Raw genomic sequence first — 20,077 nt, 5'->3', positions numbered from 1 at the left:
GCTCTCCTGGCTCCTGATTTTTTTCAGTCCACTTTCAAAATTGTGCTATAATAAACTAAAAATTGAAAAAGGAGCTTCACAATGACCTTTTCCCTTGAAACGATTCGCACTTTGTTACTCAAAGAAAATCTGCTTAAAGAGTTTGTTTCAGCGGAGGGCTGGCATCTGACAATTGACAGCAAAAAGGAATTTTCTGCACTTTCCTATGATTCCCGTTCCGTTGATTCCCAAACACTTTTTTTCTGTAAAGGATTGAATTTTAAAGCGGACTACCTGATTTCCGCTATTGAAAATGGGTTGGAAGTCTACGTGGCAGAAGAACCCTATGCTGTTTCAGCGCTTGGTATCATCATAACAGATGTCCGCAAAGCAATGGCGATTTTGGCGATGGCCTTTTACGATTATCCTCAAGACAAATTGACGTTGATTGCTTTTACTGGAACCAAAGGAAAAACTACTGCTGCTTATTTTACCAAGGCGGCTTTAGATGTCACCACCGACAAAAAAACAGCCCTGCTTTCCACTATGAATACTACATTAGATGGAACGACTTATTTTAAATCTCATTTATCCACTCCTGAATCTTTGGATTTGTATCGTATGATGGCACAAGCAGTCACCAATGGTATGACTCATCTCGTGATGGAGGTCTCTTCACAAGCTTACAAAACACATCGCGTGTTTGGATTGTTTTTCGATGTTGGGATTTTTCTAAATATCTCTCCAGATCATATCAGCCCCATCGAGCACCCGACTTTTGACGACTATTTTTATTGCAAACGACAATTACTGCTTCATGCCAAACACATGATTATCAATCGAGACAGCGATTATTTTGATTTATTAAAAGAAACCTGTGAGCTGAACAAAATTCCATTGACCACCTACGGACGAAAAGATGCCGATTATCTGGTGGTTTCCGAAGAAGGATTGGCTTTTTCATTACAATCTGACCAAGATCCGTTTGCCTTGAACGGTCACTATTCGCTATTACTGGCTGGTGGATTCAATCAAGAAAATGCCGCCAGTGCGTTGTTGGCAGCCGCACTGGCAGGCGCCTCCGCAAAAGACGGACAGCTCGGTCTGGCACAAGCGCGAGTTCCCGGACGTATGGAACAATTACAAGCAAAGAATGGCGCAACCATCTACGTCGATTACGCCCATAATTATCTTAGTTTAAAAACGTTGCTGCATTTTGCGAAAACGCAGCATCCTGACGGTCGAGTCATCGTTGTTCTTGGCAGTCCTGGTGGAAAAGCTATTTCCCGGCGACAAGATTTCGGGAAAATTTTATCCCAACAAGCCGACATCGCCATTTTGACTGCAGACGATCCTGCCTTTGAAGACCCACAAGCCATCGCAGAAGAAATCAATCAAGCGGTGACTAATCCAGAGTTGGTAATTTATTTTGAAATGGATCGTCCGCAAGCCATTGCCCAAGCCATCGCCTTGGCAGAGCCAAAGGATTCCATTATTCTTGCCGGCAAAGGACAAGATCAATACCAAAAAATCAATGGAGAAGATGTCCCCTATGACGGGGATTATCTGATTGCTGAACAGATAATTCAATGAGCTTAGATTAAAAACGTTCCTGATTCTGGCTCTATAATTTATGGGACTGATGAATCAGAATTGATTCTTCAGTCCCATAAATTATAGAGCCCTGATTCTCTGCATTATCCGCAGAAATCAGGAACGTTTTTTTTATGGATCAATGGTGTCAGTTCATCTTGATAAGTCACGACTACTTGTTGCATGCCACGGGAAATGGCGGTGTACAGACGTTTTTGATCCTGTTCTGAAAAATAATTTTTCGCTGAAACATCATACAAAATCACATGATCAAATTCTAAGCCCTTTGCCAAGCTGATAGACAGCACCTGGCTTTGATCGCCAGCCTTACGCAAGGTTTCTGTTAATTGAACAGCCTGCTGTTGCGTTTTAGTCAATATAGTCAGTTGTTGCTTAGTAGACATTTCTTTCACTAGTTGAACAAATTCCTCGACCACCGCAAAAGAACGAAAAGTCACCGGCAATCCGTCTGGTCGCACCGGCAAAATTTCCATTGGCGTGGTAACCAACTTTCGAAACAGCTTCGTGATTGCACCGCTTGAACGATAACTATTCAGTAAATCATAGCGTTTCACCGACTGTTGTTTTTCAGCAAATATAGCTTGTACCTCTGAAAAAGCAATTTGAGAATTAAAAATTGCCTGATTTTCGTCCCCCACCATCGTGAAATGGGTTTTCGGGAACAAAGCCGCTAGCAAGGTGATTTGAGCATACGTGTAATCTTGGATTTCATCAATCAAAATAAAACGCAGCATTGGTACGTCACTTTTTTCAATAAACGTGTGACGAACCAATAGCCGAATCACTGATTCATCGATCGTTCCACCAAATTTTGGCATTTCTTGTCCGGTAAAACGTTGATAGATTGCCGCAACCATGCCTTCTTCATTGATCCATTCATTTTGCCGCAACGCCTTTGCTACCTTCCGATATTTTCGTTGCAATAATTTCTTGCTGTAACGAAAAATACTGGCTTCTGATTCGTCACTGATTAATTCACCAAAATAGTGCTGCTGCAATTCTTCAGACAAGGAAAGCACTTGATTTTGAATCCGTTCACTGTGAGCTTGCTGAATGATTCGCTGATCCCAATAGCTAAGAAGCTGTTTTTTCATGGCCTGCAACTTATCGATCATTTTGGGATAATTAGGTGTTTTTCGATAAAATCCCTGCAATGTTTCTACTGAAATCAGAACTTTTCCTTTATAAACAATCGGTTGAAACAAATCAATCCTTGCTAAAAGCTCGTCCGCTTGTTTGAGATAATCTACAAATGCTTTGCTGCGAAGAATCGCAGTCATTTTTGAAACAGGTGCATTTAAGCGTTCAAAATATTCTGTTTCGTCCTCCAATTCTTGAGAACTGAATTCTTGCAAAAATAGCGGCAAAGTCAAATTAAGCGGATTGCGTTCACCCAAGGCGGGTAAAACATTAGAGATATAGTCGATAAATTGCGTATTGGGTGACAGGATCAAGAGATCATCTGCGGTGATTTGCTGCCGCAATGAATAGAGCAAATATGCAATACGTTGCATGATTGTCGAGGTTTTTCCGCTGCCGGCGATGCCATTCACCAATAAATGACGGCTAGTGTTATCGCGAATGATTTTGTTCTGCTCTTTTTGAATGGTTGCCGTGATGTCCTTCATAAATCCAGTGGTATCATTCTCCAAGGCTTCCAATAAAACATCATCTTGAATCGCCACAGAAGTATCAAAGGAATTCAGCAGACGATCTCTTTCGATAATCAGCTGCCGGCGACCGGCAATTTCCACCGCTATCTTTTGCCCATTGACTTGATAGCTGGAAGGTCCCAACTCATTGTTGTAAAACAATTCTGCAATCGGTGAGCGCCAGTCGTAGATTCGTGTATCTCCCGCCAAATTTCGAAAGCCATTGATGCCAATATAAAAATCTTCCGGTGCTTCCTCCATAAAATCGACCACTACTTTGCCAAAATACGGCACATTCAAGGAACGATTGACCTGCGCCAATTCAGCATCTGCAGTTTGCATTTTGAAATTCATTTGATCGATTTCTCGATTTTTCATTTCCAACTGTGAAAAAGTATCGAGATTGTCCAGCACACTATCAAAATTCAAACTGACATCTCCTTGCATCCCCTGCAACGCCGTCAATGCCTCATCCTTAGACTGTGCCAGATAGGTTTGCAATACCTCTTTTTTCTCCAGCAGCTCCCCATAAACGACCGTTAAATACTCTTGTTCTTTGTGGTTGACCATACACACATTCCCCTTTACTGTTTGAAGGATAGGGTACGGATTATACGCTCTTTTTAAGAAATTTTCAAATGGTTGGCGTAACTATTTACAACAGTCAACCAAAGAAATTTGCCAAAGACAAAAACACCTCCCAAAATACAGGAGGTGTCTCAAAACATACTTATTTTTTCTTAATTTGCAACGATATTTACCAATTTATTTGGGACAACGATAACTTTACGGATCGTTTTTCCTGCAATATGTTCTTGAACCAGCGAATCAGCTTTTGCCAATTCTTCCAATTCTTCTTTTGTCGCATCTGCCGGAACATTGACTTTCGCCCGTACTTTGCCGTTTACTTGGAAAACGACTTCGATTTCTGCTTCTACCAACGCCGATTCATCGTAGGTTGGCCAAGCAACATGAGAAATGCCGCCTTCGTTGCCCAAGACTGCCCAAAGTTCTTCACTGATATGGGGAGCAATCGGTGCCAGCAATTGCACGAAGCCTTCGATGTATTCATAAGGCAAGGCATCGACTTTATAGGCTTCATTAACAAAAACCATCAATTGAGAAATTGCTGTGTTAAAATGCAGATTTTCATAATCTTCGGTTACTTTTTTCACCGTTTGATTATAAACCTTCGTCAGCTTGCCATCATTAAAGGTAGTGATCCGATCCCGCATCTTGCCTTCTTCATCAACAACCAGGCGCCACACCCGATCCAAGAATTTCCGACTGCCTTCCAGTCCATTTTCGCTCCAAGCAATCGAAGCATCCAATGGTCCCATAAACATTTCATACAGGCGCAGGGTATCTGCCCCATATTTTTCAACAACATCGTCAGGATTGACCACATTGCCACGAGATTTCGACATTTTCTCGTTATTTCCGCCAAGGATCATCCCTTGATTGTATAATTTTTGATACGGTTCTTTGGTTGGAACTACACCGATATCATACAAGAACTTATGCCAGAAACGGGCATAAAGCAAATGAAGCACAGCATGTTCCGCACCGCCGATATAAATATCCACCGGTAGCCAGCGTTCCAATTTTTCAAAGTTTGCCAATTCTTTTTTATTATGAGGATCGATGTAACGCAAGTGATACCATGAGCTGCCTGCCCATTGCGGCATCGTATTGGTTTCTCGACGACCTTTTTTGCCAGTAACCGGATCGACGACATTGATCCATTCTTCAATATTTGCTAACGGTGATTCGCCCGTTCCGCTTGGTTTGATGTTTTTAGTAATCGGCAAACGCAATGGCAGCTCTTCTTCAGGCACCGTCGTTGTGGTGCCGTCTTCCCAATGGATGATTGGGATTGGTTCTCCCCAATACCGTTGACGTGAAAACAACCAGTCCCGCAACCGGTAACTGATTTCTTTTTTCCCAACGCCTTTTTCTTCCAACCAAGTCGTCATAGCCGCAATGGCTTCTTCTTTGTTCATGCCATCCAGGAAGCCGGAATTGATGTGCAGACCATCTTCAGTATAAGGCGCATGAGCCACATCACCACCAGCCAACACAGGCAAAATTTCCAAGCCAAATGTTTTCGCAAATTCATAATCCCGTTCATCGTGAGCAGGAACCGCCATGATTGCACCAGTTCCGTAAGAAGACAAAACGTAATCGGCAATCCAGATAGGAATTTCTTTGCCATTGACTGGATTAACTGCATACGCACCGGTAAAGACCCCAGTTTTTTCTTTCGCCAAATCTGTTCGATTCAATTCAGATTTTTTTGCAGCTTCTGCGATATATGCTTCTACCGCCGGCCGTTGTTCGGCTGTCGTGATTTTTTGCACCAATTCAAGTTCTGGTGCCAATACGGCATAAGTTGCACCAAACAATGTATCCGGACGGGTGGTAAATACAGTGAAATCTGTTTCACTGCCGGCAACTTTAAAGGTTACATTTGCTCCCACCGAACGACCAATCCAATTGCGCTGCATTTCTTTGATGCTTTCAGGCCAATCCACCAACTCAAGATCATCCAACAATCGATCTGCATAGGCGGTGATTTTCAGCATCCATTGACGCATCGGTTTTCGAACCACATCGTAGCCGCCACGTTCACTTTTGCCATCGATAACTTCTTCATTGGAAATAACGGTTCCCAATTCTGGCACCCAGTTGACTGCGACCTCTGCTTCATAAGCCAATCCTTTTTCGTACAATTTTGTAAAGATCCATTGGGTCCATTTATAGTATTCCGGATCGGTAGTATTGATTTCTCGATTCCAGTCATAGCTAAAGCCTAATGAATTGATTTGACGACGAAAGGTCTCGATATTTTTTTTCGTGAATTCAGCCGGATCATTGCCGGTATCCAGCGCATATTGTTCTGCTGGCAGACCAAAGGCATCCCACCCCATTGGATGCAGTACACTGAAGCCTTGGCTGCGTTTCATCCGTGATAAAATATCTGTTGCCGTATACCCTTCTGGATGCCCTACATGCAGCCCTTGTCCAGACGGATAGGGAAACATATCGAGTGCGTAGAACTTTGGCTTGCTGCTGTCATCGTGGGTATTGAAGACATTGTTTTTTGCCCAAAACTTTTGCCATTTTTTTTCGATTGCTTTGTGATCGTAATTCATTCCGATGCCTCCTAAAGAATAATAAAAAAAGTCCTATAAAAAGCCGTTGCTTTTTATAGGACGTAATCTACGTGGTACCACCTATTTTTACTTGCGAATGCAAGCCTCTTGCGGGATAACGACCGCCGCCGCAGCTGCCTACTTTTTTCAGCAGTTGTCACTAAAAGGCGAGTTCAAAAGGTTTCGTACACATTTCCACCAACCATGTGCTCTCTTTACCGAATGACTTTTTACTATTCCTTTTTAACGTGTTGCTATTGATAGCTATACTATCAAAGATTGCATGGAAATTCAAATATTATTTTACCTTTGTGTTTGTCGGAATTTTAGTTGAGGAAGGATTATTAATAACTAGTAGCATCAATATCTCTATCAAAACGATTAAAACTTTCGCAGCTTTGCTATACACAGATCGAATTTTCTTACAAGCGACTACTACAAACTTTTGATTTGTAAAAATCTTCTTTATCATGAATACTTTTCTCACCTAGCCTATAAATACTTACAGCTCTCTATTATATTCAGCCAAAGAGCTTTCTCAGGCTGGAGAAAGTATATCACTGCCAGCCAAAAAATGCTCCTATTATTACTTTTCTTCTGCTTAACTCACTGGTGGTTCTAAAACTGGTAATAAACGCTAACAAAAAAATTAAACCGAAAACAGAATAGTAGAAAATTTATCCTTGTACCGAGGGTAATAATAGAAATAATCCCGTTAACATTACACCAACAAAGTTAACGATTCAACTCAAGGGTTTTGAGGGAACATAGTTTGAAGTCATCATTAATACGATTTCTATCATAAATAGTCATCAGTTCATTGAATCTCCTTCTTTGCTAGATTACGCATACGCGTTTATTTCTTTTTTAGTGATATCCAGAACTTCGATTAAATAAAAAAGAACACCCGCTTTCTTGCGTATTTCCAAACGATCGAATTTGCCTTACTCATACAGGTGGTAATTACACCTGCAAAGCCAAGTTCCGCACCTGCTACCGTCGCTAAAACTTGAGCTACTTAATTTACCGCACTTTTGTTATATGCCATTAAATTCAAGCCGCTTATACACTTTTTCAATTTTTTCTTAAAAATAAAAAGCAGTAGTATAACAACAAGAATTGGCATGAATCATTCATATCGGATCATTATCTAGACTTTATTATCGCATATAAATTATCTTTTTTTTCTTTTTTTTATTATCAACAACTGTCCTACAACAAGAATCAAAGTCACCCAAAATCCTCCAGTTACAAAATTTCTATTTATCAGATATTCTACTGTAATTCCAATTAAACTAGCCACTATAGCAACTATAAGGACACTAAGGTAAGGATGATATTCAGTATATTTTTTCCACTTTGTATACATTCTAATCACTCTAACTTTCAATATTTACTTGGTTTTATATCGTGTAGCTACGTGCCTTCCAGCACCATCGTACCCTTTACTCATATAAAATCCAATCCAACCATTCCCACTTGTATCCCACTTTTTCGCAACTGCTCTACCTGGAGAAGAACCGAGATTAGTCCAACTAGCTCCTGTTAATAATCCCCCAATAGCCCATCCAGGTATTCCAAACATTGCAACTGAAGCCCCTAAACCTGCATAAAAAGCTGCGTTAATAGCGTTAGCAGCTACACCCGTAGTTACAGCAATGTTCGTGTATGTCCAGGCTCCCCATTTAGAAACATTTGCTCGCTCCATTCCTTCATGTTTCGTTACAATAATTCCGCTATCTTCATCTATTTCAACGGATACCCCTGATTCTAATTCTGCTATATTTCCGTTTTCAAAATTATTAACCTCTTGAACATCGGATATCTTTGAACTATCTTTCACTACTTCTGCTGCATAAACAGCTCCAGGAGAAACAAGGGCTAAAACGCTCATCAAACTCATACTAGCAATCATAATTTTTTTAGTCAAATCTTTCATAACTAATTCACTCTTTCTATTTTTTTATTTTCTCAAAACAAACTTTATTTTTAATGACCGTAATAAATATTTCTACTATTTTTGGGGAAACCAAGTGCATTCCGTTAAATATCATAAACACCATTAATCGTATCTAATCATGCCGTATTTAATATTTTCATAAACTATTCCTCCTACCATTTTTTACATAATCGGCCAATTAATGTATTTTTTTACTTTTTCAGTATAATTTTACCATAAAAGTGTTTTCTTTTAAATTGTAATTACTATTTTTACTTATCAATCTTTCAAGGCATCAACTTTCTATTTTCCTAATTTTAAGAGTGTACTTTCTATTCCCAACCTTTGTAAATTGACAATAATCGATATAAGGTGGCTTTTATCCGGGTTGAAATTATGTTAAAGAACATCAATTTAAAAAGAAATTAGAACTTGATCACTTATAGGAAGACTGAGCCTCTTTCATCTATATAGTCTTTTTTCCCCTGTTGATAGGAATGTATAAACAATTGACATCGACTGTACAAAGCACCATAAGCAAGTTTTGCATCAGTCGATAATTTTGTGTAATCGCTTGTGTATCTGATTTTCCGTAAGACCTTTCCTTCACTGTTTCTTTCTCTCTCAGTTCGTGTCATAAATATTTGGGGAATTTGATAAAAATTTTGAGTTGCAAGTTGGTTAATCGTAATATCTGCCATATTGATTTCCCTTTCACCTTAAGAAAACTCCCGCCAAGAAGTCTCGAAAAACATTTTATTTTTAAAGCAGATAATGGGAGTCGAACCCATATTCTCCAATGAAAGTCATTTGAATATCTGCGGTTTCAGCATAGTTAAATTGGCGGGAACTATACTGAGGGAAATTTATAGCAAAGAATCTGAGTTATTCATTTAACTCAATACAAAAGTGAGGAATCGAACCTCTACAACCAACCACTCTGGACATTCGCTGATTAATATCAATATAAATCTCTATTAAGATAAAAAGAGAGAGTAGAATTTTCTTCTACTCTCTCAAACCATTGATGTTATTGAATTTTCTGGCTCTAACTAAATTCTAGACACTTATTTTACCTTTAATGTCTGTCCAATCAGAATCGTATCGGAAGACAGTTGATTCAAACTTTTTAGCTGATTGATGGTCAATCGGTATTTTTGTGCAATCGTCCATAGACTGTCGCCGCTTTTGACTTTGTAGGTGCTACCGGACGTGCTGGCAGCAGAGGCAGTGGCCCCTTTTTTAACGGTTACTTTTTGCCCCGGATAAACGAAGTCATTTTTGATATTGTTCCATTGACGGAATTGATCCATCGAAATGCCGTGTTTATTGGCAATCGACCAGACGGAATCGCCAGATTTCACCGTATAAGTTCCGCCGGTTGAAGCACTGGAGCTGGCGGAGGAACTGGATGAACTTGAACTGCTAGAACCCGTAGTTGTACTGGAATTGTTGGTTCCACCGTTTTTCACTACTAGTCGTTGCCCTGGATAGATAAAGTTGTTCTTGATATTGTTCCATTGAATTAATTGATTCATAGTAATGCCGTGTTTATTGGCGATTAACCACACTGAATCACCGGATTTCACCGTATAAGACGTCGAACTGCTGGAATTGTTGCTATTTGACGCACCTGACGAACTGGAAGAACCGGAATTGCTAGAACCCGTGCCAGTATTTGAACTGCTGGAACCGCCATTTTTCACCACTAGCCGTTGCCCTGGATAGATAAAGTTGTTCTTGATATTGTTCCATTGAATCAATTGATTCATAGTAATACCGTATTTATTAGCAATCAACCACACTGAATCACCAGATTTTACCGTATAGGTCGTTGAACTGCTGGAATTGTTGCTGTTTGATGCACCTGACGAACTGGAAGAACCAGAATTGCTAGAACCTGTGCCGGTATTTGAACTGCTAGAACCACCGTTTTTCACCACTAACCGTTGTCCTGGATAGATAAAGTTGTTCTTGATATTGTTCCATTGAATCAATTGATTCATAGTAATACCGTATTTATTAGCAATTAACCACACTGAATCACCAGATTTTACCGTATAGGTCGTTGAACTGCTGGAATTGTTACTGCTTGACGAACCAGAAGAGCTGGAGGAACCTGAATTACCAGAATTGCTGGAACCGGCACTTGAACCACCCCCGGCACTGCCGCTAGCTGGTGTATCAAATCGAGTCAAATTATACGTTTCAATCACACTATTTAATGAGCTTGCATAGTGAGGAGCAGTTGCGTATCGTCCGGTCAGCCATGCCGTTGCATCCCGGTAAGATTTAGTATTGCTCTTCCACGCACCACGATAGTAATAGCCACCGCCTAGATAAACATTACGCAAAGTATAGGCATTATCAGCAAAAGATTCTTTAAAAGAAGGATATTTTCGGAAAGGTTCCTTCATAGTAACCCATTTTCCATTTAAATATTCCATTGTATTCATATAGACTGTGTTGCCGTTATAACTGCCTTTGATTCCAAACAGATTATAATTCGGTGCTTGTGATAACGTGCTGGTTCCCCAACCACTTTCAATGATAGCCTGCGCAATCATCACCGAAGCGTACAAATCATTCGCATTGGCAATTGGTTGTGCATGAGCAGCGATTTCTGTAATGAACGCACTTGGATTACTACGGGTTGCCATTTGTGCGTTTGTTGTCGTTCCTGTCGCCTCAGCTTGCAGCGGACTCATAAAAGGTGTCACAACAGAACAAGCTGTCAGGGTCGTACCTACGATTGCTGCACTTTTTTTCATGTGGCGATACATATCGCTTGTTTGTTCCGCTTTCCGCCGCTCTTTTCTTGAGATATTTTCCATTGTGTCACTCCTCCAAAAAAATTTCGTATTATTAGTTTAAGTATACCGTTTCTTAAGGTTTATTAAAAGATTTTTAAGGTCATTCTGGTAAATTGTAAAGTGCCTGTAACCTTCCGTTTTTTTCGTTATCTTTTGAAAAGAAAACGGGTGATTTTCAGCTTTTTATCTGAACCACTGAAAAAAACGGTTATTTAACAAAAGGAAGATTATTGCAATTTCATGACAAAAAAGCAGGAGATTTTAGTACCCCTTCTTTTTCCCTAGCAACAAGTTTCCTTTCCCCCGCTTTTATGTCGGGAAAAGCAATGCTATAATAAGCTCATTCTCATCAAAGGAGTCCTCTATGAAAAATAAAGTATATACGCAATTTATCGGCAGTTGTTTTCTCCTGCTCTTCGTTTTTTTAGGCTATGTCGTTAAATTTTATCCTCAATGGGTATCAGGATTCGATTCAGTCTTAACAGATCTGGTTCGCAGCCCCTATCCTCATTGGAATGATTTTTATCTCTGGATCACTAAATTTGGTAATCCCAGCACCGTAATCATTTTAACTTTGGCTTTTCTGATTGTTCTCGCCATCGGCAAACGCTACGCTGAAACTGCGTGGCTGGGAATCGGTGTCTTAGGAATCGCCGGAATTCTCAATCCTTTAATCAAATTGGTTTTCACTCGGGAACGTCCAACGTTGCTGCATTTGGTCACGGAACACAGCTACAGTTTTCCCAGCGGACACTCCACCGGCAGTATGGTCTTATTCGGTACATTGATTTTTCTCGTTCCTACTCTTTTCACTAGCACAACGGCCCGCTGGATCGCCCGCATCTTCTTAGGTTTCATAATCTTGGCTATCGGGATCAGCCGCATCTATTTAGGGGTTCATTTTCCTAGTGACATCATCGGTGGCTATTCACTTGGGCTGGGCTGGCTTTTTCTGACCTATCCCCTGTACCAAAAATTCCGCGTCATTTTAACCTTTAAGAAAAAACGCTGAGAAAGAAGGACAACCATGTCAGCATTTAGTTATACAGAAGATCCAAACAAACGTTACCATTCTTGGAATTACGCATTGCGTCAGGAATTTGGCGGGAAAATTTTCAAGGTGCCGATCGACGGCGGGTTTGATTGCCCCAACCGTGATGGAACGGTCGCTCATGGCGGCTGTACCTTTTGCAGTGTCTCCGGTTCTGGAGATATGATTGTTGCGCCGGAAGATCCCTTGCCCCTTCAATTTCAAAAAGAAATCGACATGATGCACTTAAAATGGCCGCACGTCGATCAATACATTGTCTATTTTCAAAATTTTACCAATACCCATGCTCCCATTGAAGTGATTCGTGAACGGTTTGAGCAAGTGGTCAATCTTCCGGGCGTTGTTGGCTTATCCGTCGGTACGCGTCCAGATTGTTTGCCGGAAGAAGTCGTGGAGTATTTAGCCGAATTAAATCAACGGCTGTATCTGTGGGTGGAGCTCGGTTTGCAGACAACTTTCGAAAGTACCAGCCGTTCAATCAATCGCGCCCACGACTATGATACTTATGTAAATGGCGTGGCAAAATTACGTGCCCACAATATTCGTGTCTGTACCCATCTAATCAATGGCTTGCCCGGGGAAACTTCGGAAATGATGCTGGAAAATGTTCGCCGAACGATTTTAGATTCTGACATTCAAGGAATTAAACTGCACCTACTTCACCTGATGCGCAACACTCGAATGCTGCGGGATTACCACGAAGGTCGCTTACAATTAATGACACGAGAAAACTATGTGCAGGTCATTTGTGATCAATTGGAAATGATTCCTCCAGAAATTATCATCCATCGACTGACTGGAGATGCACCGTGGGATTCGTTGATTGGTCCGATGTGGAGCTTGAAAAAATGGGAAGTTCTCAATGCCATCGATCAAGAAATGCTGCGGCGGGATTCCTTCCAAGGTAAGTTTGATGTCAGAAAGGGTGTCCTTTCATGTTAAGCGCCTTGCGTTTTAGTCACCAATTAGTAAAAGAAATTCTACAGCCCGGGGATTACGCAGTAGACGCCACCATGGGCAACGGCAATGACACCCTTTTTCTAGCCCAACTGGTGGGGGAAACTGGAAAAGTTTATGCTTTTGATATTCAAGAAGCAGCTGTGATTGCAACGAAAAAAAAGCTGGCTGACAACCAGTTGACTTCCCAAACAGAATTGATTTTAGACGGCCATCAGCATGTAGAAAAATACCTTACCGCCCCCATCAAGGCCGCTATTTTTAATCTTGGCTATTTGCCAAACAGCGACAAGTCAGTCATCACCCTACCAGATACCACCAAATCAGCCTTTGACCAACTGCTGCGGTTCTTACTGCCTCATGGTCGACTGATTATCGTTGCTTATTACGGACATGCTGGAGGACAAGAGGAACTGACAGCGGTTGACGAGTATTGTCAGCAGTTGCCTCAAGAAGACTACTCTGTTTTACGTTATCAATTTATCAATCAAAAAAATCAACCACCGATTCTTTTTTGTATCGAAAAAAAATAAAGAGCTGACAAATCTAGCAGATTTGTCGGCTCTTCTTTAGTAACAAACAGAATTAATTTTCTAACGGCAGCCAAGTCAAGACCCGTTGGATCCATTGGTCCCAAAAAATCCAGTTGTGTTCACCGGGACCTTCTTCATAGGTAACATCCAAACCTTTGCCTCGTGCTTGCTTGACAAAATATTGATTGGAAGTATACAAAAAGTCCTCTGTTCCACAAGCTAAAAAGAATTTTGGCGCCTCTTCAGCGGGACAATCCACCAACATTTGTATCGGATCATTTTCTGAACCCTTTAATTGATCCAACGGGCCAAAAACCCCTTCCCAATACGCTTTGTTGCGAGTGCTTAATAAACTTTCCGGTTCCTCTGCCAAAGCAACTGCTCCAGAAAGAGAGGCAATGGCGGCAAATTGGTGTGGTCTTTTCAACCCTAATTTGACTGCACCATATCCCCCCATCGACAATCCCGCCGCAAAAGTTTTGGCTCTTTTCCATGTAAGCTGAGGAAATAGCTCATGGCAAATCGCCGGTAGTTCATCAGCAATAAACGTCCAATAATCCATTCCATATTGCGTGTTCGTGTACCAAGCCAAATCTGTTGAAGGCATGATGACCGCCAATCCAAGATTTTCAACATAGCGCTCGATAGACGTCCGCCGCCCCCACACACTCTGATTGCCCCCCATACCGTGCAGCAAATACAATACCGGCAGATCTTCAAGGTTGCCCTCCGTACTGGTGCCAATCATTTTCTCTGTTCGTTGAGGTAAAATTACGTTTAATCCAACTTCCATTTCCAAAACATTTGAATAAATACTAACTTGTAAAAAGGCCATTTCCCATCACCTTATCCTTTTTGTTCTATTGTAACAGATTTTTCCTTCACAAGAATAGTCAAAACAAAGGCAAGAACTACCAGCAGCAGTCCCGTACCGAAAACCCCATGCAAACCATCGTATAAAATCTTTCGTAACGGTTGCAGCAAATCTTCCGACAATAATTTTGCCGTTTGTGGATTGACCAATTTATTCATAATATCCGGATCAGTGGAAAGCTGGGTTTGCTGTAATTCATTAGTAGAAATCGTATTCAGTAAAATACCAAAAACGGAAACCATGATTGTCTGACCAATCGTTCGTACCAACGTGTTGAAGGAGGTAGCAACACCCAGCATTTCATGAGAAACACTACTTTGAGCACTAACCGTACAAGTAACTGTTGTTGCTCCAAGACCAATCCCTATTATAGAAGAAATTCCAAAGAACCAAAGCCAGCTGCTATCTATTGGAATCAAAAATTGCCAAATCGCACCGATTAAAGTGATGGTCAGCCCAAACAATAGCGTTTTTTTGATGGAGTAACGTGTCATCCAGCGACTAGCTAAAAAGGAGCCCACCAACCACAGCAATGATAAAGGAGCCAGTACAAGTCCACCAATGCCGGCGTTCAATCCCAGGACGCCTTGCATCCACATGGGAATGTAGACATCAATTCCCATCAAAAATCCGCTGACCAACGCTGCCACACTATTGACCACTATAAATAAATGACTCTTAAACAATGACAAAGAAATTACCGGATCTTCGGCTTTTTTTTCGACAACTAAAAATAAGCCCAAACTTACAATAGAAAGCAAGAATAAACCCGCCACCAACCACGTTTCCCCGTGATCACTCAATAGTTGGAAAGCTAGAAGTAAGGTCAACAACACGACCATCAAACAAAAACTGCCAGCGACATCCATTTTTTTTGCCTGAACCTTGTGCTTTGGCTCCACCAAATAAAACCAGATCATTCCAATCAGTACTAACCCGATCGGTACATTGATGAAAAAAATCCAATGCCAGCCAATCGTATCAACAATCAATCCACCAGCCAAAGGACCCACCACGCTGGCAATTCCCCAAGCTGTACTATTTAACCCTAATATTTTTGCCCGTCTCTCCATCGTATACATATCGGCAATGATCGTTAAGGCCACCGGCATCATTGCCCCGGCTCCCATTCCCTGAATCCCACGAGAAATGATCAAGGTCAACATATCATTGGAAAATCCGCATAAAGCAGAACCAATGATAAACAGCAGGGTGCCAAAAATAAAAATCGGACGACGACCTATTTTATCTGCCAGCTTCCCATAGATGGGTGTCAACATGGCATTCGTTAATAAATAAATTGAAAAAACCCAGTTCATAATTTCAATCCCATGCAAGGAACCAACAATCGTCGGCATTGCAGTCGTTACAATCGTTCCCTCAATAGCTGTCATAAAAGTCGCAACAAAAACCGCCACCGTTACCAATGTCACATTTGTTTTTTTCTCCATTCTTTGTCTCCTTTCAAAAAATCCAGTTGCCTTCTTTCCCACGCTCCGCTGAATACCTTGAATGAATCAACTGTTTTTGATCCATAAAAAAAGGACCTCTATCGACGTTTGTCAATAGAGGTCGCCTCGTTAGTCCTTCACACTTGCCAGTAAGGCGTCCACTTTATCCGTGTGTTCCCATGGCAAATCGATATCTGTACGACCAAAATGTCCGTATGCTGCCGTTTGTCGGTAAATTGGACGACGCAAATCCAGCATTTCAATGATTCCAGCAGGACGTAAATCAAAATTCTTCCGCACTGCTTCAATCAATTTTTCTTCTGCTACCTGACTCGTGCCAAACGTATTAATGGAAATCGACACTGGTTGAGCCACTCCAATTGCATAGGCTAATTGAACTTCAACTTTTTTCGCCAGTTTGGCCGCAACAATATTTTTGGCAATATAGCGAGCAGCGTAGCTTGCTGAACGATCGACTTTCGTGGCATCTTTTCCAGAAAAAGCACCGCCTCCATGACGTGCATAACCGCCATACGTATCAACGATGATCTTACGACCAGTCAAACCAGCATCTCCTTGTGGTCCGCCAATTACAAAACGTCCAGTAGGATTGATATAATATTTCGTTTTATCATCTAATAATTCAGCAGGTATCACTTCTTTGATTACTTTTTCAATGACATCCCGATGAATCGTTTCATTAGCCACTGCTGCATCATGCTGTGTACTGATAACCACGGTATCAATGCGCTCAGGCTCTTCTTGATCGTTGTATTCAACGGTGACTTGTGATTTTGCATCAGGCCGCAAATAAGGCAATTCCTTTGATTTACGCAACTCTGCCAAACGACGAACTAAACGGTGACTCAATGCAATCGGTAATGGCATTAATTCCGGTGTTTCGTCCACCGCAAACCCAAACATCAATCCTTGGTCACCTGCTCCGATTTCATCTAACAGATCCTTTTTTTCTTCCCGGGCTTCCATTGCTGTATCTACCCCTTGTGCAATATCCGGTGATTGTTCATCAATTGCCACCAGAACGGCTACTGTATCTCCATCAAAGCCGAATTTTGCTCGGGTATAGCCAATATCTTTGATTGTTTTTCGCACGATTTTTTGAATATCCACATACGCAGACGTTGAAATTTCGCCAAAAACCAAAACTAAACCAGTCGTAACAGACGTTTCACAGGCAACACGGGCCATTGGATCTTTTTCCAATAATGCATCCAAAATTGCATCACTGATTTGATCCGCAACTTTATCCGGATGTCCTTCTGAAACTGATTCCGAAGTAAATAAATGTCTTTCTCTTTCTAACATGGTGATTCCCCCTAATAAATTATCGGTTACAAGGCATCTTCGTACAGACGAATCCTTTCGGGAACTTGCAACGTAAGCAAGTATAGCAGATTTTTCCCCGATTTGCTCGTTTTAATAGAAAGTTTCCCAAGAAATTTGGGTAAATAAAAAAAGATACCAATCAGTATCTTTAAGTGCATGATCCGTACGGGAATCGAACCCGTGTTACCGCCGTGAAAGGGCGGTGTCTTAACCGCTTGACCAACGGACCAATAAAAAATATTTTATTACTAATAATGGGCCTAAATGGACTCGAACCATCGACCTCACGCTTATCAGGCGTGCGCTCTAACCAGCTGAGCTATAGGCCCATAATAAAAACAAAAGCGGGTGACGAGAATCGAACTCGCGACAACAGCTTGGAAGGCTGTGGTTTTACCACTAAACTACACCCGCAAACAAGCTATTAATGGCGCGGGACAGAATCGAACTGCCGACACATGGAGCTTCAATCCATTGCTCTACCAACTGAGCTACCGAGCCAAAAACGGTCTGGACGGGACTCGAACCCGCGACCTCCTGCGTGACAGGCAGGCATTCTAACCAGCTGAACTACCAAACCAAATACGTTTTTATTACGCTAGCAAAAATATCTTGCTAGAATTGCGGGAGCAGGATTTGAACCTACGACCTTCGGGTTATGAGCCCGACGAGCTACCAGACTGCTCCATCCCGCGATAATAGTATTATTTCGCTCACATACGTTTGCGAATGACCGATACTTTCATAGTAACACAAGAAAGATCAGAAAAGGAGGATAAGGGATTCGAACCCTTGCACGGTTTTACCCGCCTGACGGTTTTCAAGACCGTTCCCTTCAGCCGAACTTGGGTAATCCTCCAAAAAATAGTAATGATCCGTACGGGAATCGAACCCGTGTTACCGCCGTGAAAGGGCGGTGTCTTAACCGCTTGACCAACGGACCATGCTAAAACGGAGAAGGAGGGATTTGAACCCTCGCGCCGGTTTCCCGACCTACACCCTTAGCAGGGGCGCCTCTTCAGCCACTTGAGTACTTCCCCAAAAACCAAAAATGAGTTATTCTGATTTTAAATGGGCCTAAATGGACTCGAACCATCGACCTCACGCTTATCAGGCGTGCGCTCTAACCAGCTGAGCTATAGGCCCTTAATAAAAACAAGCGGGTGACGAGAATCGAACTCGCGACAACAGCTTGGAAGGCTGTGGTTTTACCACTAAACTACACCCGCATGGCGGTCTGGACGGGACTCGAACCCGCGACCTCCTGCGTGACAGGCAGGCATTCTAACCAACTGAACTACCAAACCAGAATATGTTTTTATTAAGCTAACAAGAAAATCTTGTTAGAATTGCGGGAGCAGGATTTGAACCTACGACCTTCGGGTTATGAGCCCGACGAGCTACCAGACTGCTCCATCCCGCGATAATAATATTATTTCGTTTGCTTTCGCTTACGAATTGCCGATACTTTCATAGTAACACAAGAAAGATCAGAAAAGGAGGATAAGGGATTCGAACCCTTGCACGGTTTTACCCGCCTGACGGTTTTCAAGACCGTTCCCTTCAGCCGGACTTGGGTAATCCTCCACAAGACTACAATGCCATTAATGGACCTTGTAGGACTCGAACCTACGACCGGACGGTTATGAGCCGTCTGCTCTAACCAACTGAGCTAAAGGTCCAGGCTCTTAAAAAAACAATCGCGGCAGAGGGGATCGAACCCCCGACCTCCCGGGTATGAACCGGACGCTCTAGCCAGCTGAGCTACGCCGCGAAAATAAGTTTATCGCTATTAATACAAACGATATGGAGCCTAGCGGGATCGAACCGCTGACCTCCTGCGTGCAAAGCAGGCGCTCTCCCAGCTGAGCTAAGGCCCCGTGTTTCTTTTTTATCGGGAAGACAGGATTCGAACCTGCGACCCCTTGGTCCCAAACCAAGTGCTCTACCAAGCTGAGCTACTTCCCGTTATTAACTCATTAACGCGCCCAAGAGGAGTCGAACCCCTAACCTTTTGATCCGTAGTCAAACACTCTATCCAGTTGAGCTATGGGCGCAATGTATGCAATGCCGAGGACCGGAATCGAACCGGTACGGTGATCACTCACCGCAGGATTTTAAGTCCTGTGCGTCTGCCAGTTCCGCCACCCCGGCGTGTATTGTGGCACGAAAGCGGAAAACGGGGTTCGAACCCGCGACCCCCACCTTGGCAAGGTGGTGCTCTACCACTGAGCTATTTCCGCAGCTCTCGATGCCGGCTAAAGGATTTGAACCCTCGACCCTCTGATTACAAATCAGATGCTCTACCAACTGAGCTAAGCCGGCTTAATGCGGGTGAAGGGACTTGAACCCCCACGCCGTTAGGCGCTAGATCCTAAATCTAGTGCGTCTGCCAATTCCGCCACACCCGCATATTCGAAAATGAGCCGTACAGGGCTCGAACCTGTGACCCTCTGATTAAAAGTCAGATGCTCTACCAACTGAGCTAACGGCTCATATGGAGGTTAACGGGATCGAACCGCTGACCCTCTGCTTGTAAGGCAGATGCTCTCCCAGCTGAGCTAAACCTCCATGTTACTATTTAAAATCGCGTGGCGACGTCCTACTCTCACAAGGGGCAACCCCTCACTACAATCGGCGCTAAGAAGCTTAACTTCTGTGTTCGGCATGGTTACAGGTGTATCCTTCCTGCTATCGCCACCACACTATTTT

At 42.3% G+C, this 20,077-nt stretch carries 11 protein-coding genes, 25 tRNA genes, 1 rRNA gene, 1 pseudogene, 1 riboswitch and 1 other annotated feature; of the genes and pseudogenes, 4 read left to right on the top strand and 34 right to left on the bottom strand.

The features are described 5' to 3' along the window. Nucleotides 1-81: 81 nt before the first annotated feature. Nucleotides 82-1,572, top strand: a complete 1,491-nt coding sequence (locus tag BN1875_RS04870; protein WP_048603732.1) for a UDP-N-acetylmuramoyl-L-alanyl-D-glutamate--L-lysine ligase — start codon at nucleotides 82-84, stop codon at nucleotides 1,570-1,572. A 104-nt stretch (nucleotides 1,573-1,676) separates the two neighbouring features. On the opposite strand, the gene BN1875_RS04865 is transcribed toward BN1875_RS04870, so the two are convergent. The 5 genes and pseudogenes from BN1875_RS04865 to BN1875_RS04840 all read right to left on the bottom strand — a co-directional run bounded on the left by BN1875_RS04865 (nucleotide 1,677) and on the right by BN1875_RS04840 (nucleotide 11,173). Continuing rightward, nucleotides 1,677-3,815: a HelD family protein gene (locus BN1875_RS04865; RefSeq protein WP_048603731.1), complete on the bottom strand. Its 2,139-nt coding sequence runs from the start codon at nucleotides 3,813-3,815 to the stop codon at nucleotides 1,677-1,679. A 170-nt stretch (nucleotides 3,816-3,985) separates the two neighbouring features. Further along, nucleotides 3,986-6,400 (bottom strand): leucine--tRNA ligase, encoded by a 2,415-nt coding sequence (gene leuS / locus BN1875_RS04860; RefSeq protein WP_048603730.1) that lies wholly within the window; start codon nucleotides 6,398-6,400, stop codon nucleotides 3,986-3,988. A 53-nt stretch (nucleotides 6,401-6,453) separates the two neighbouring features. Continuing rightward, nucleotides 6,454-6,656: a binding site (T-box leader), on the bottom strand. Between the two features lie 1,137 nt (nucleotides 6,657-7,793). Beyond that, entirely contained in the window at nucleotides 7,794-8,339 is a 546-nt protein-coding gene (locus tag BN1875_RS04850; protein ID WP_048603728.1) for a hypothetical protein, read from the bottom strand. A gap of 443 nt (nucleotides 8,340-8,782) precedes the next feature. Continuing rightward, nucleotides 8,783-9,040 (bottom strand): annotated as a pseudogene (locus BN1875_RS04845) (replication initiator protein A); the annotation flags it as partial. A 366-nt stretch (nucleotides 9,041-9,406) separates the two neighbouring features. Beyond that, the gene (locus BN1875_RS04840; RefSeq protein WP_048603726.1) at nucleotides 9,407-11,173 is read right to left on the bottom strand and encodes a muramidase family protein; all 1,767 of its coding nucleotides are present in this window, start codon (nucleotides 11,171-11,173) and stop codon (nucleotides 9,407-9,409) included. 343 nt (nucleotides 11,174-11,516) lie between these two features. Here BN1875_RS04840 and BN1875_RS04835 point away from each other — a divergent pair, with 343 nt between their 5' ends. From BN1875_RS04835 to BN1875_RS04825, 3 genes are read left to right on the top strand one after another with little or no spacing between them, the layout of a single operon-like run. Next, the gene (locus tag BN1875_RS04835; RefSeq protein ID WP_048603725.1) at nucleotides 11,517-12,164 is read left to right on the top strand and encodes a phosphatase PAP2 family protein; all 648 of its coding nucleotides are present in this window, start codon (nucleotides 11,517-11,519) and stop codon (nucleotides 12,162-12,164) included. A 15-nt stretch (nucleotides 12,165-12,179) separates the two neighbouring features. Further along, nucleotides 12,180-13,145 carry a tRNA modification radical SAM protein MnmL/YtqA gene (locus BN1875_RS04830; RefSeq protein ID WP_048603724.1) on the top strand — a complete coding sequence of 322 codons (966 nt, stop codon included), beginning with the start codon at nucleotides 12,180-12,182 and terminating at the stop codon, nucleotides 13,143-13,145. Further along, nucleotides 13,139-13,693 (top strand): tRNA 5-(aminomethyl)-2-thiouridylate-methyltransferase MnmM, encoded by a 555-nt coding sequence (locus BN1875_RS04825; protein WP_048603723.1) that lies wholly within the window; start codon nucleotides 13,139-13,141, stop codon nucleotides 13,691-13,693. Before BN1875_RS04830 ends, BN1875_RS04825 begins: the two co-directional genes overlap by 7 nt. A 52-nt stretch (nucleotides 13,694-13,745) precedes the next feature. Here BN1875_RS04825 and BN1875_RS04820 read toward each other — a convergent pair whose 3' ends face one another. The 29 genes from BN1875_RS04820 to rrf all read right to left on the bottom strand — a co-directional run bounded on the left by BN1875_RS04820 (nucleotide 13,746) and on the right by rrf (nucleotide 20,070). After that, on the bottom strand, nucleotides 13,746-14,528 hold the full coding sequence (locus BN1875_RS04820) for an alpha/beta hydrolase (protein ID WP_048603722.1): 783 nt from the start codon (nucleotides 14,526-14,528) through the stop codon (nucleotides 13,746-13,748). Between the two features lie 11 nt (nucleotides 14,529-14,539). Beyond that, entirely contained in the window at nucleotides 14,540-16,018 is a 1,479-nt protein-coding gene (locus tag BN1875_RS04815) for an MDR family MFS transporter (protein WP_048603721.1), read from the bottom strand. A gap of 129 nt (nucleotides 16,019-16,147) precedes the next feature. Continuing rightward, nucleotides 16,148-17,344: a methionine adenosyltransferase gene (gene metK / locus BN1875_RS04810; protein ID WP_048603720.1), complete on the bottom strand. Its 1,197-nt coding sequence runs from the start codon at nucleotides 17,342-17,344 to the stop codon at nucleotides 16,148-16,150. After that, a riboswitch (SMK box riboswitch) is annotated at nucleotides 17,342-17,420 on the bottom strand. Its footprint overlaps the gene before it by 3 nt. Nucleotides 17,421-17,522: 102 nt before the next feature. Next, nucleotides 17,523-17,594: transfer RNA gene (locus BN1875_RS04805), tRNA-Glu, on the bottom strand. Nucleotides 17,595-17,620: 26 nt separating this feature from the next. Beyond that, a tRNA-Ile gene (locus BN1875_RS04800) sits at nucleotides 17,621-17,694 on the bottom strand. Between the two features lie 14 nt (nucleotides 17,695-17,708). Next, nucleotides 17,709-17,779, bottom strand: a tRNA-Gly gene (locus BN1875_RS04795). Between the two features lie 14 nt (nucleotides 17,780-17,793). Beyond that, a tRNA-Phe gene (locus BN1875_RS04790) sits at nucleotides 17,794-17,866 on the bottom strand. 5 nt (nucleotides 17,867-17,871) lie between these two features. Beyond that, a tRNA-Asp gene (locus BN1875_RS04785) sits at nucleotides 17,872-17,945 on the bottom strand. A gap of 41 nt (nucleotides 17,946-17,986) precedes the next feature. Further along, nucleotides 17,987-18,060, bottom strand: a tRNA-Met gene (locus BN1875_RS04780). A 74-nt stretch (nucleotides 18,061-18,134) separates the two neighbouring features. Then, nucleotides 18,135-18,224 (bottom strand) — tRNA-Ser (locus BN1875_RS04775). Nucleotides 18,225-18,236: 12 nt separating this feature from the next. Continuing rightward, nucleotides 18,237-18,308: transfer RNA gene (locus tag BN1875_RS04770), tRNA-Glu, on the bottom strand. A 9-nt stretch (nucleotides 18,309-18,317) separates the two neighbouring features. Next, a tRNA-Ser gene (locus tag BN1875_RS04765) sits at nucleotides 18,318-18,405 on the bottom strand. 32 nt (nucleotides 18,406-18,437) lie between these two features. Beyond that, nucleotides 18,438-18,511 (bottom strand) — tRNA-Ile (locus BN1875_RS04760). Nucleotides 18,512-18,523: 12 nt separating this feature from the next. Then, nucleotides 18,524-18,594 (bottom strand) — tRNA-Gly (locus BN1875_RS04755). 1 nt (nucleotide 18,595) lies between these two features. Continuing rightward, nucleotides 18,596-18,672: transfer RNA gene (locus BN1875_RS04750), tRNA-Asp, on the bottom strand. A 42-nt stretch (nucleotides 18,673-18,714) separates the two neighbouring features. Then, nucleotides 18,715-18,788, bottom strand: a tRNA-Met gene (locus BN1875_RS04745). Between the two features lie 74 nt (nucleotides 18,789-18,862). Continuing rightward, a tRNA-Ser gene (locus BN1875_RS04740) sits at nucleotides 18,863-18,952 on the bottom strand. Between the two features lie 21 nt (nucleotides 18,953-18,973). Continuing rightward, nucleotides 18,974-19,047: transfer RNA gene (locus BN1875_RS04735), tRNA-Ile, on the bottom strand. A gap of 18 nt (nucleotides 19,048-19,065) precedes the next feature. Further along, a tRNA-Met gene (locus tag BN1875_RS04730) sits at nucleotides 19,066-19,139 on the bottom strand. Nucleotides 19,140-19,172: 33 nt separating this feature from the next. Next, a tRNA-Ala gene (locus BN1875_RS04725) sits at nucleotides 19,173-19,245 on the bottom strand. A 14-nt stretch (nucleotides 19,246-19,259) separates the two neighbouring features. Then, nucleotides 19,260-19,333, bottom strand: a tRNA-Pro gene (locus tag BN1875_RS04720). A gap of 15 nt (nucleotides 19,334-19,348) precedes the next feature. After that, nucleotides 19,349-19,422, bottom strand: a tRNA-Arg gene (locus BN1875_RS04715). A gap of 11 nt (nucleotides 19,423-19,433) precedes the next feature. Beyond that, a tRNA-Leu gene (locus tag BN1875_RS04710) sits at nucleotides 19,434-19,519 on the bottom strand. Nucleotides 19,520-19,536: 17 nt separating this feature from the next. Continuing rightward, a tRNA-Gly gene (locus tag BN1875_RS04705) sits at nucleotides 19,537-19,608 on the bottom strand. A 9-nt stretch (nucleotides 19,609-19,617) separates the two neighbouring features. Next, a tRNA-Thr gene (locus tag BN1875_RS04700) sits at nucleotides 19,618-19,690 on the bottom strand. Between the two features lie 4 nt (nucleotides 19,691-19,694). After that, a tRNA-Leu gene (locus tag BN1875_RS04695) sits at nucleotides 19,695-19,776 on the bottom strand. A gap of 11 nt (nucleotides 19,777-19,787) precedes the next feature. Then, nucleotides 19,788-19,860, bottom strand: a tRNA-Lys gene (locus BN1875_RS04690). 3 nt (nucleotides 19,861-19,863) lie between these two features. Then, nucleotides 19,864-19,936: transfer RNA gene (locus tag BN1875_RS04685), tRNA-Val, on the bottom strand. Nucleotides 19,937-19,954: 18 nt separating this feature from the next. Then, a 5S ribosomal RNA gene (rrf, locus tag BN1875_RS04680) occupies nucleotides 19,955-20,070 on the bottom strand. Nucleotides 20,071-20,077: the final 7 nt, after the last annotated feature.

Origin of the sequence: Enterococcus massiliensis (genome assembly GCF_001050095.1) — a bacterium.
In the GTDB taxonomy this organism is placed as follows: domain Bacteria; phylum Bacillota; class Bacilli; order Lactobacillales; family Enterococcaceae; genus Enterococcus_C; species Enterococcus_C songbeiensis.
The sequence above is the reverse complement of the archived record's forward strand: the minus strand, read 5'-3'. Positions and strand labels throughout refer to the sequence as shown.

Coding starts and splice junctions, on each gene's coding strand:
- BN1875_RS04870 (WP_048603732.1), top strand. CDS start 82: ATGACCTTTTCCCTTGAAACGATTCGCACTTTGTTACTCAAAGAAAAT.
- BN1875_RS04865 (WP_048603731.1), bottom strand. CDS start 3,815: ATGGTCAACCACAAAGAACAAGAGTATTTAACGGTCGTTTATGGGGAG.
- leuS (WP_048603730.1), bottom strand. CDS start 6,400: ATGAATTACGATCACAAAGCAATCGAAAAAAAATGGCAAAAGTTTTGG.
- BN1875_RS04850 (WP_048603728.1), bottom strand. CDS start 8,339: ATGAAAGATTTGACTAAAAAAATTATGATTGCTAGTATGAGTTTGATG.
- BN1875_RS04840 (WP_048603726.1), bottom strand. CDS start 11,173: ATGGAAAATATCTCAAGAAAAGAGCGGCGGAAAGCGGAACAAACAAGC.
- BN1875_RS04835 (WP_048603725.1), top strand. CDS start 11,517: ATGAAAAATAAAGTATATACGCAATTTATCGGCAGTTGTTTTCTCCTG.
- BN1875_RS04830 (WP_048603724.1), top strand. CDS start 12,180: ATGTCAGCATTTAGTTATACAGAAGATCCAAACAAACGTTACCATTCT.
- BN1875_RS04825 (WP_048603723.1), top strand. CDS start 13,139: ATGTTAAGCGCCTTGCGTTTTAGTCACCAATTAGTAAAAGAAATTCTA.
- BN1875_RS04820 (WP_048603722.1), bottom strand. CDS start 14,528: ATGGCCTTTTTACAAGTTAGTATTTATTCAAATGTTTTGGAAATGGAA.
- BN1875_RS04815 (WP_048603721.1), bottom strand. CDS start 16,018: ATGGAGAAAAAAACAAATGTGACATTGGTAACGGTGGCGGTTTTTGTT.
- metK (WP_048603720.1), bottom strand. CDS start 17,344: ATGTTAGAAAGAGAAAGACATTTATTTACTTCGGAATCAGTTTCAGAA.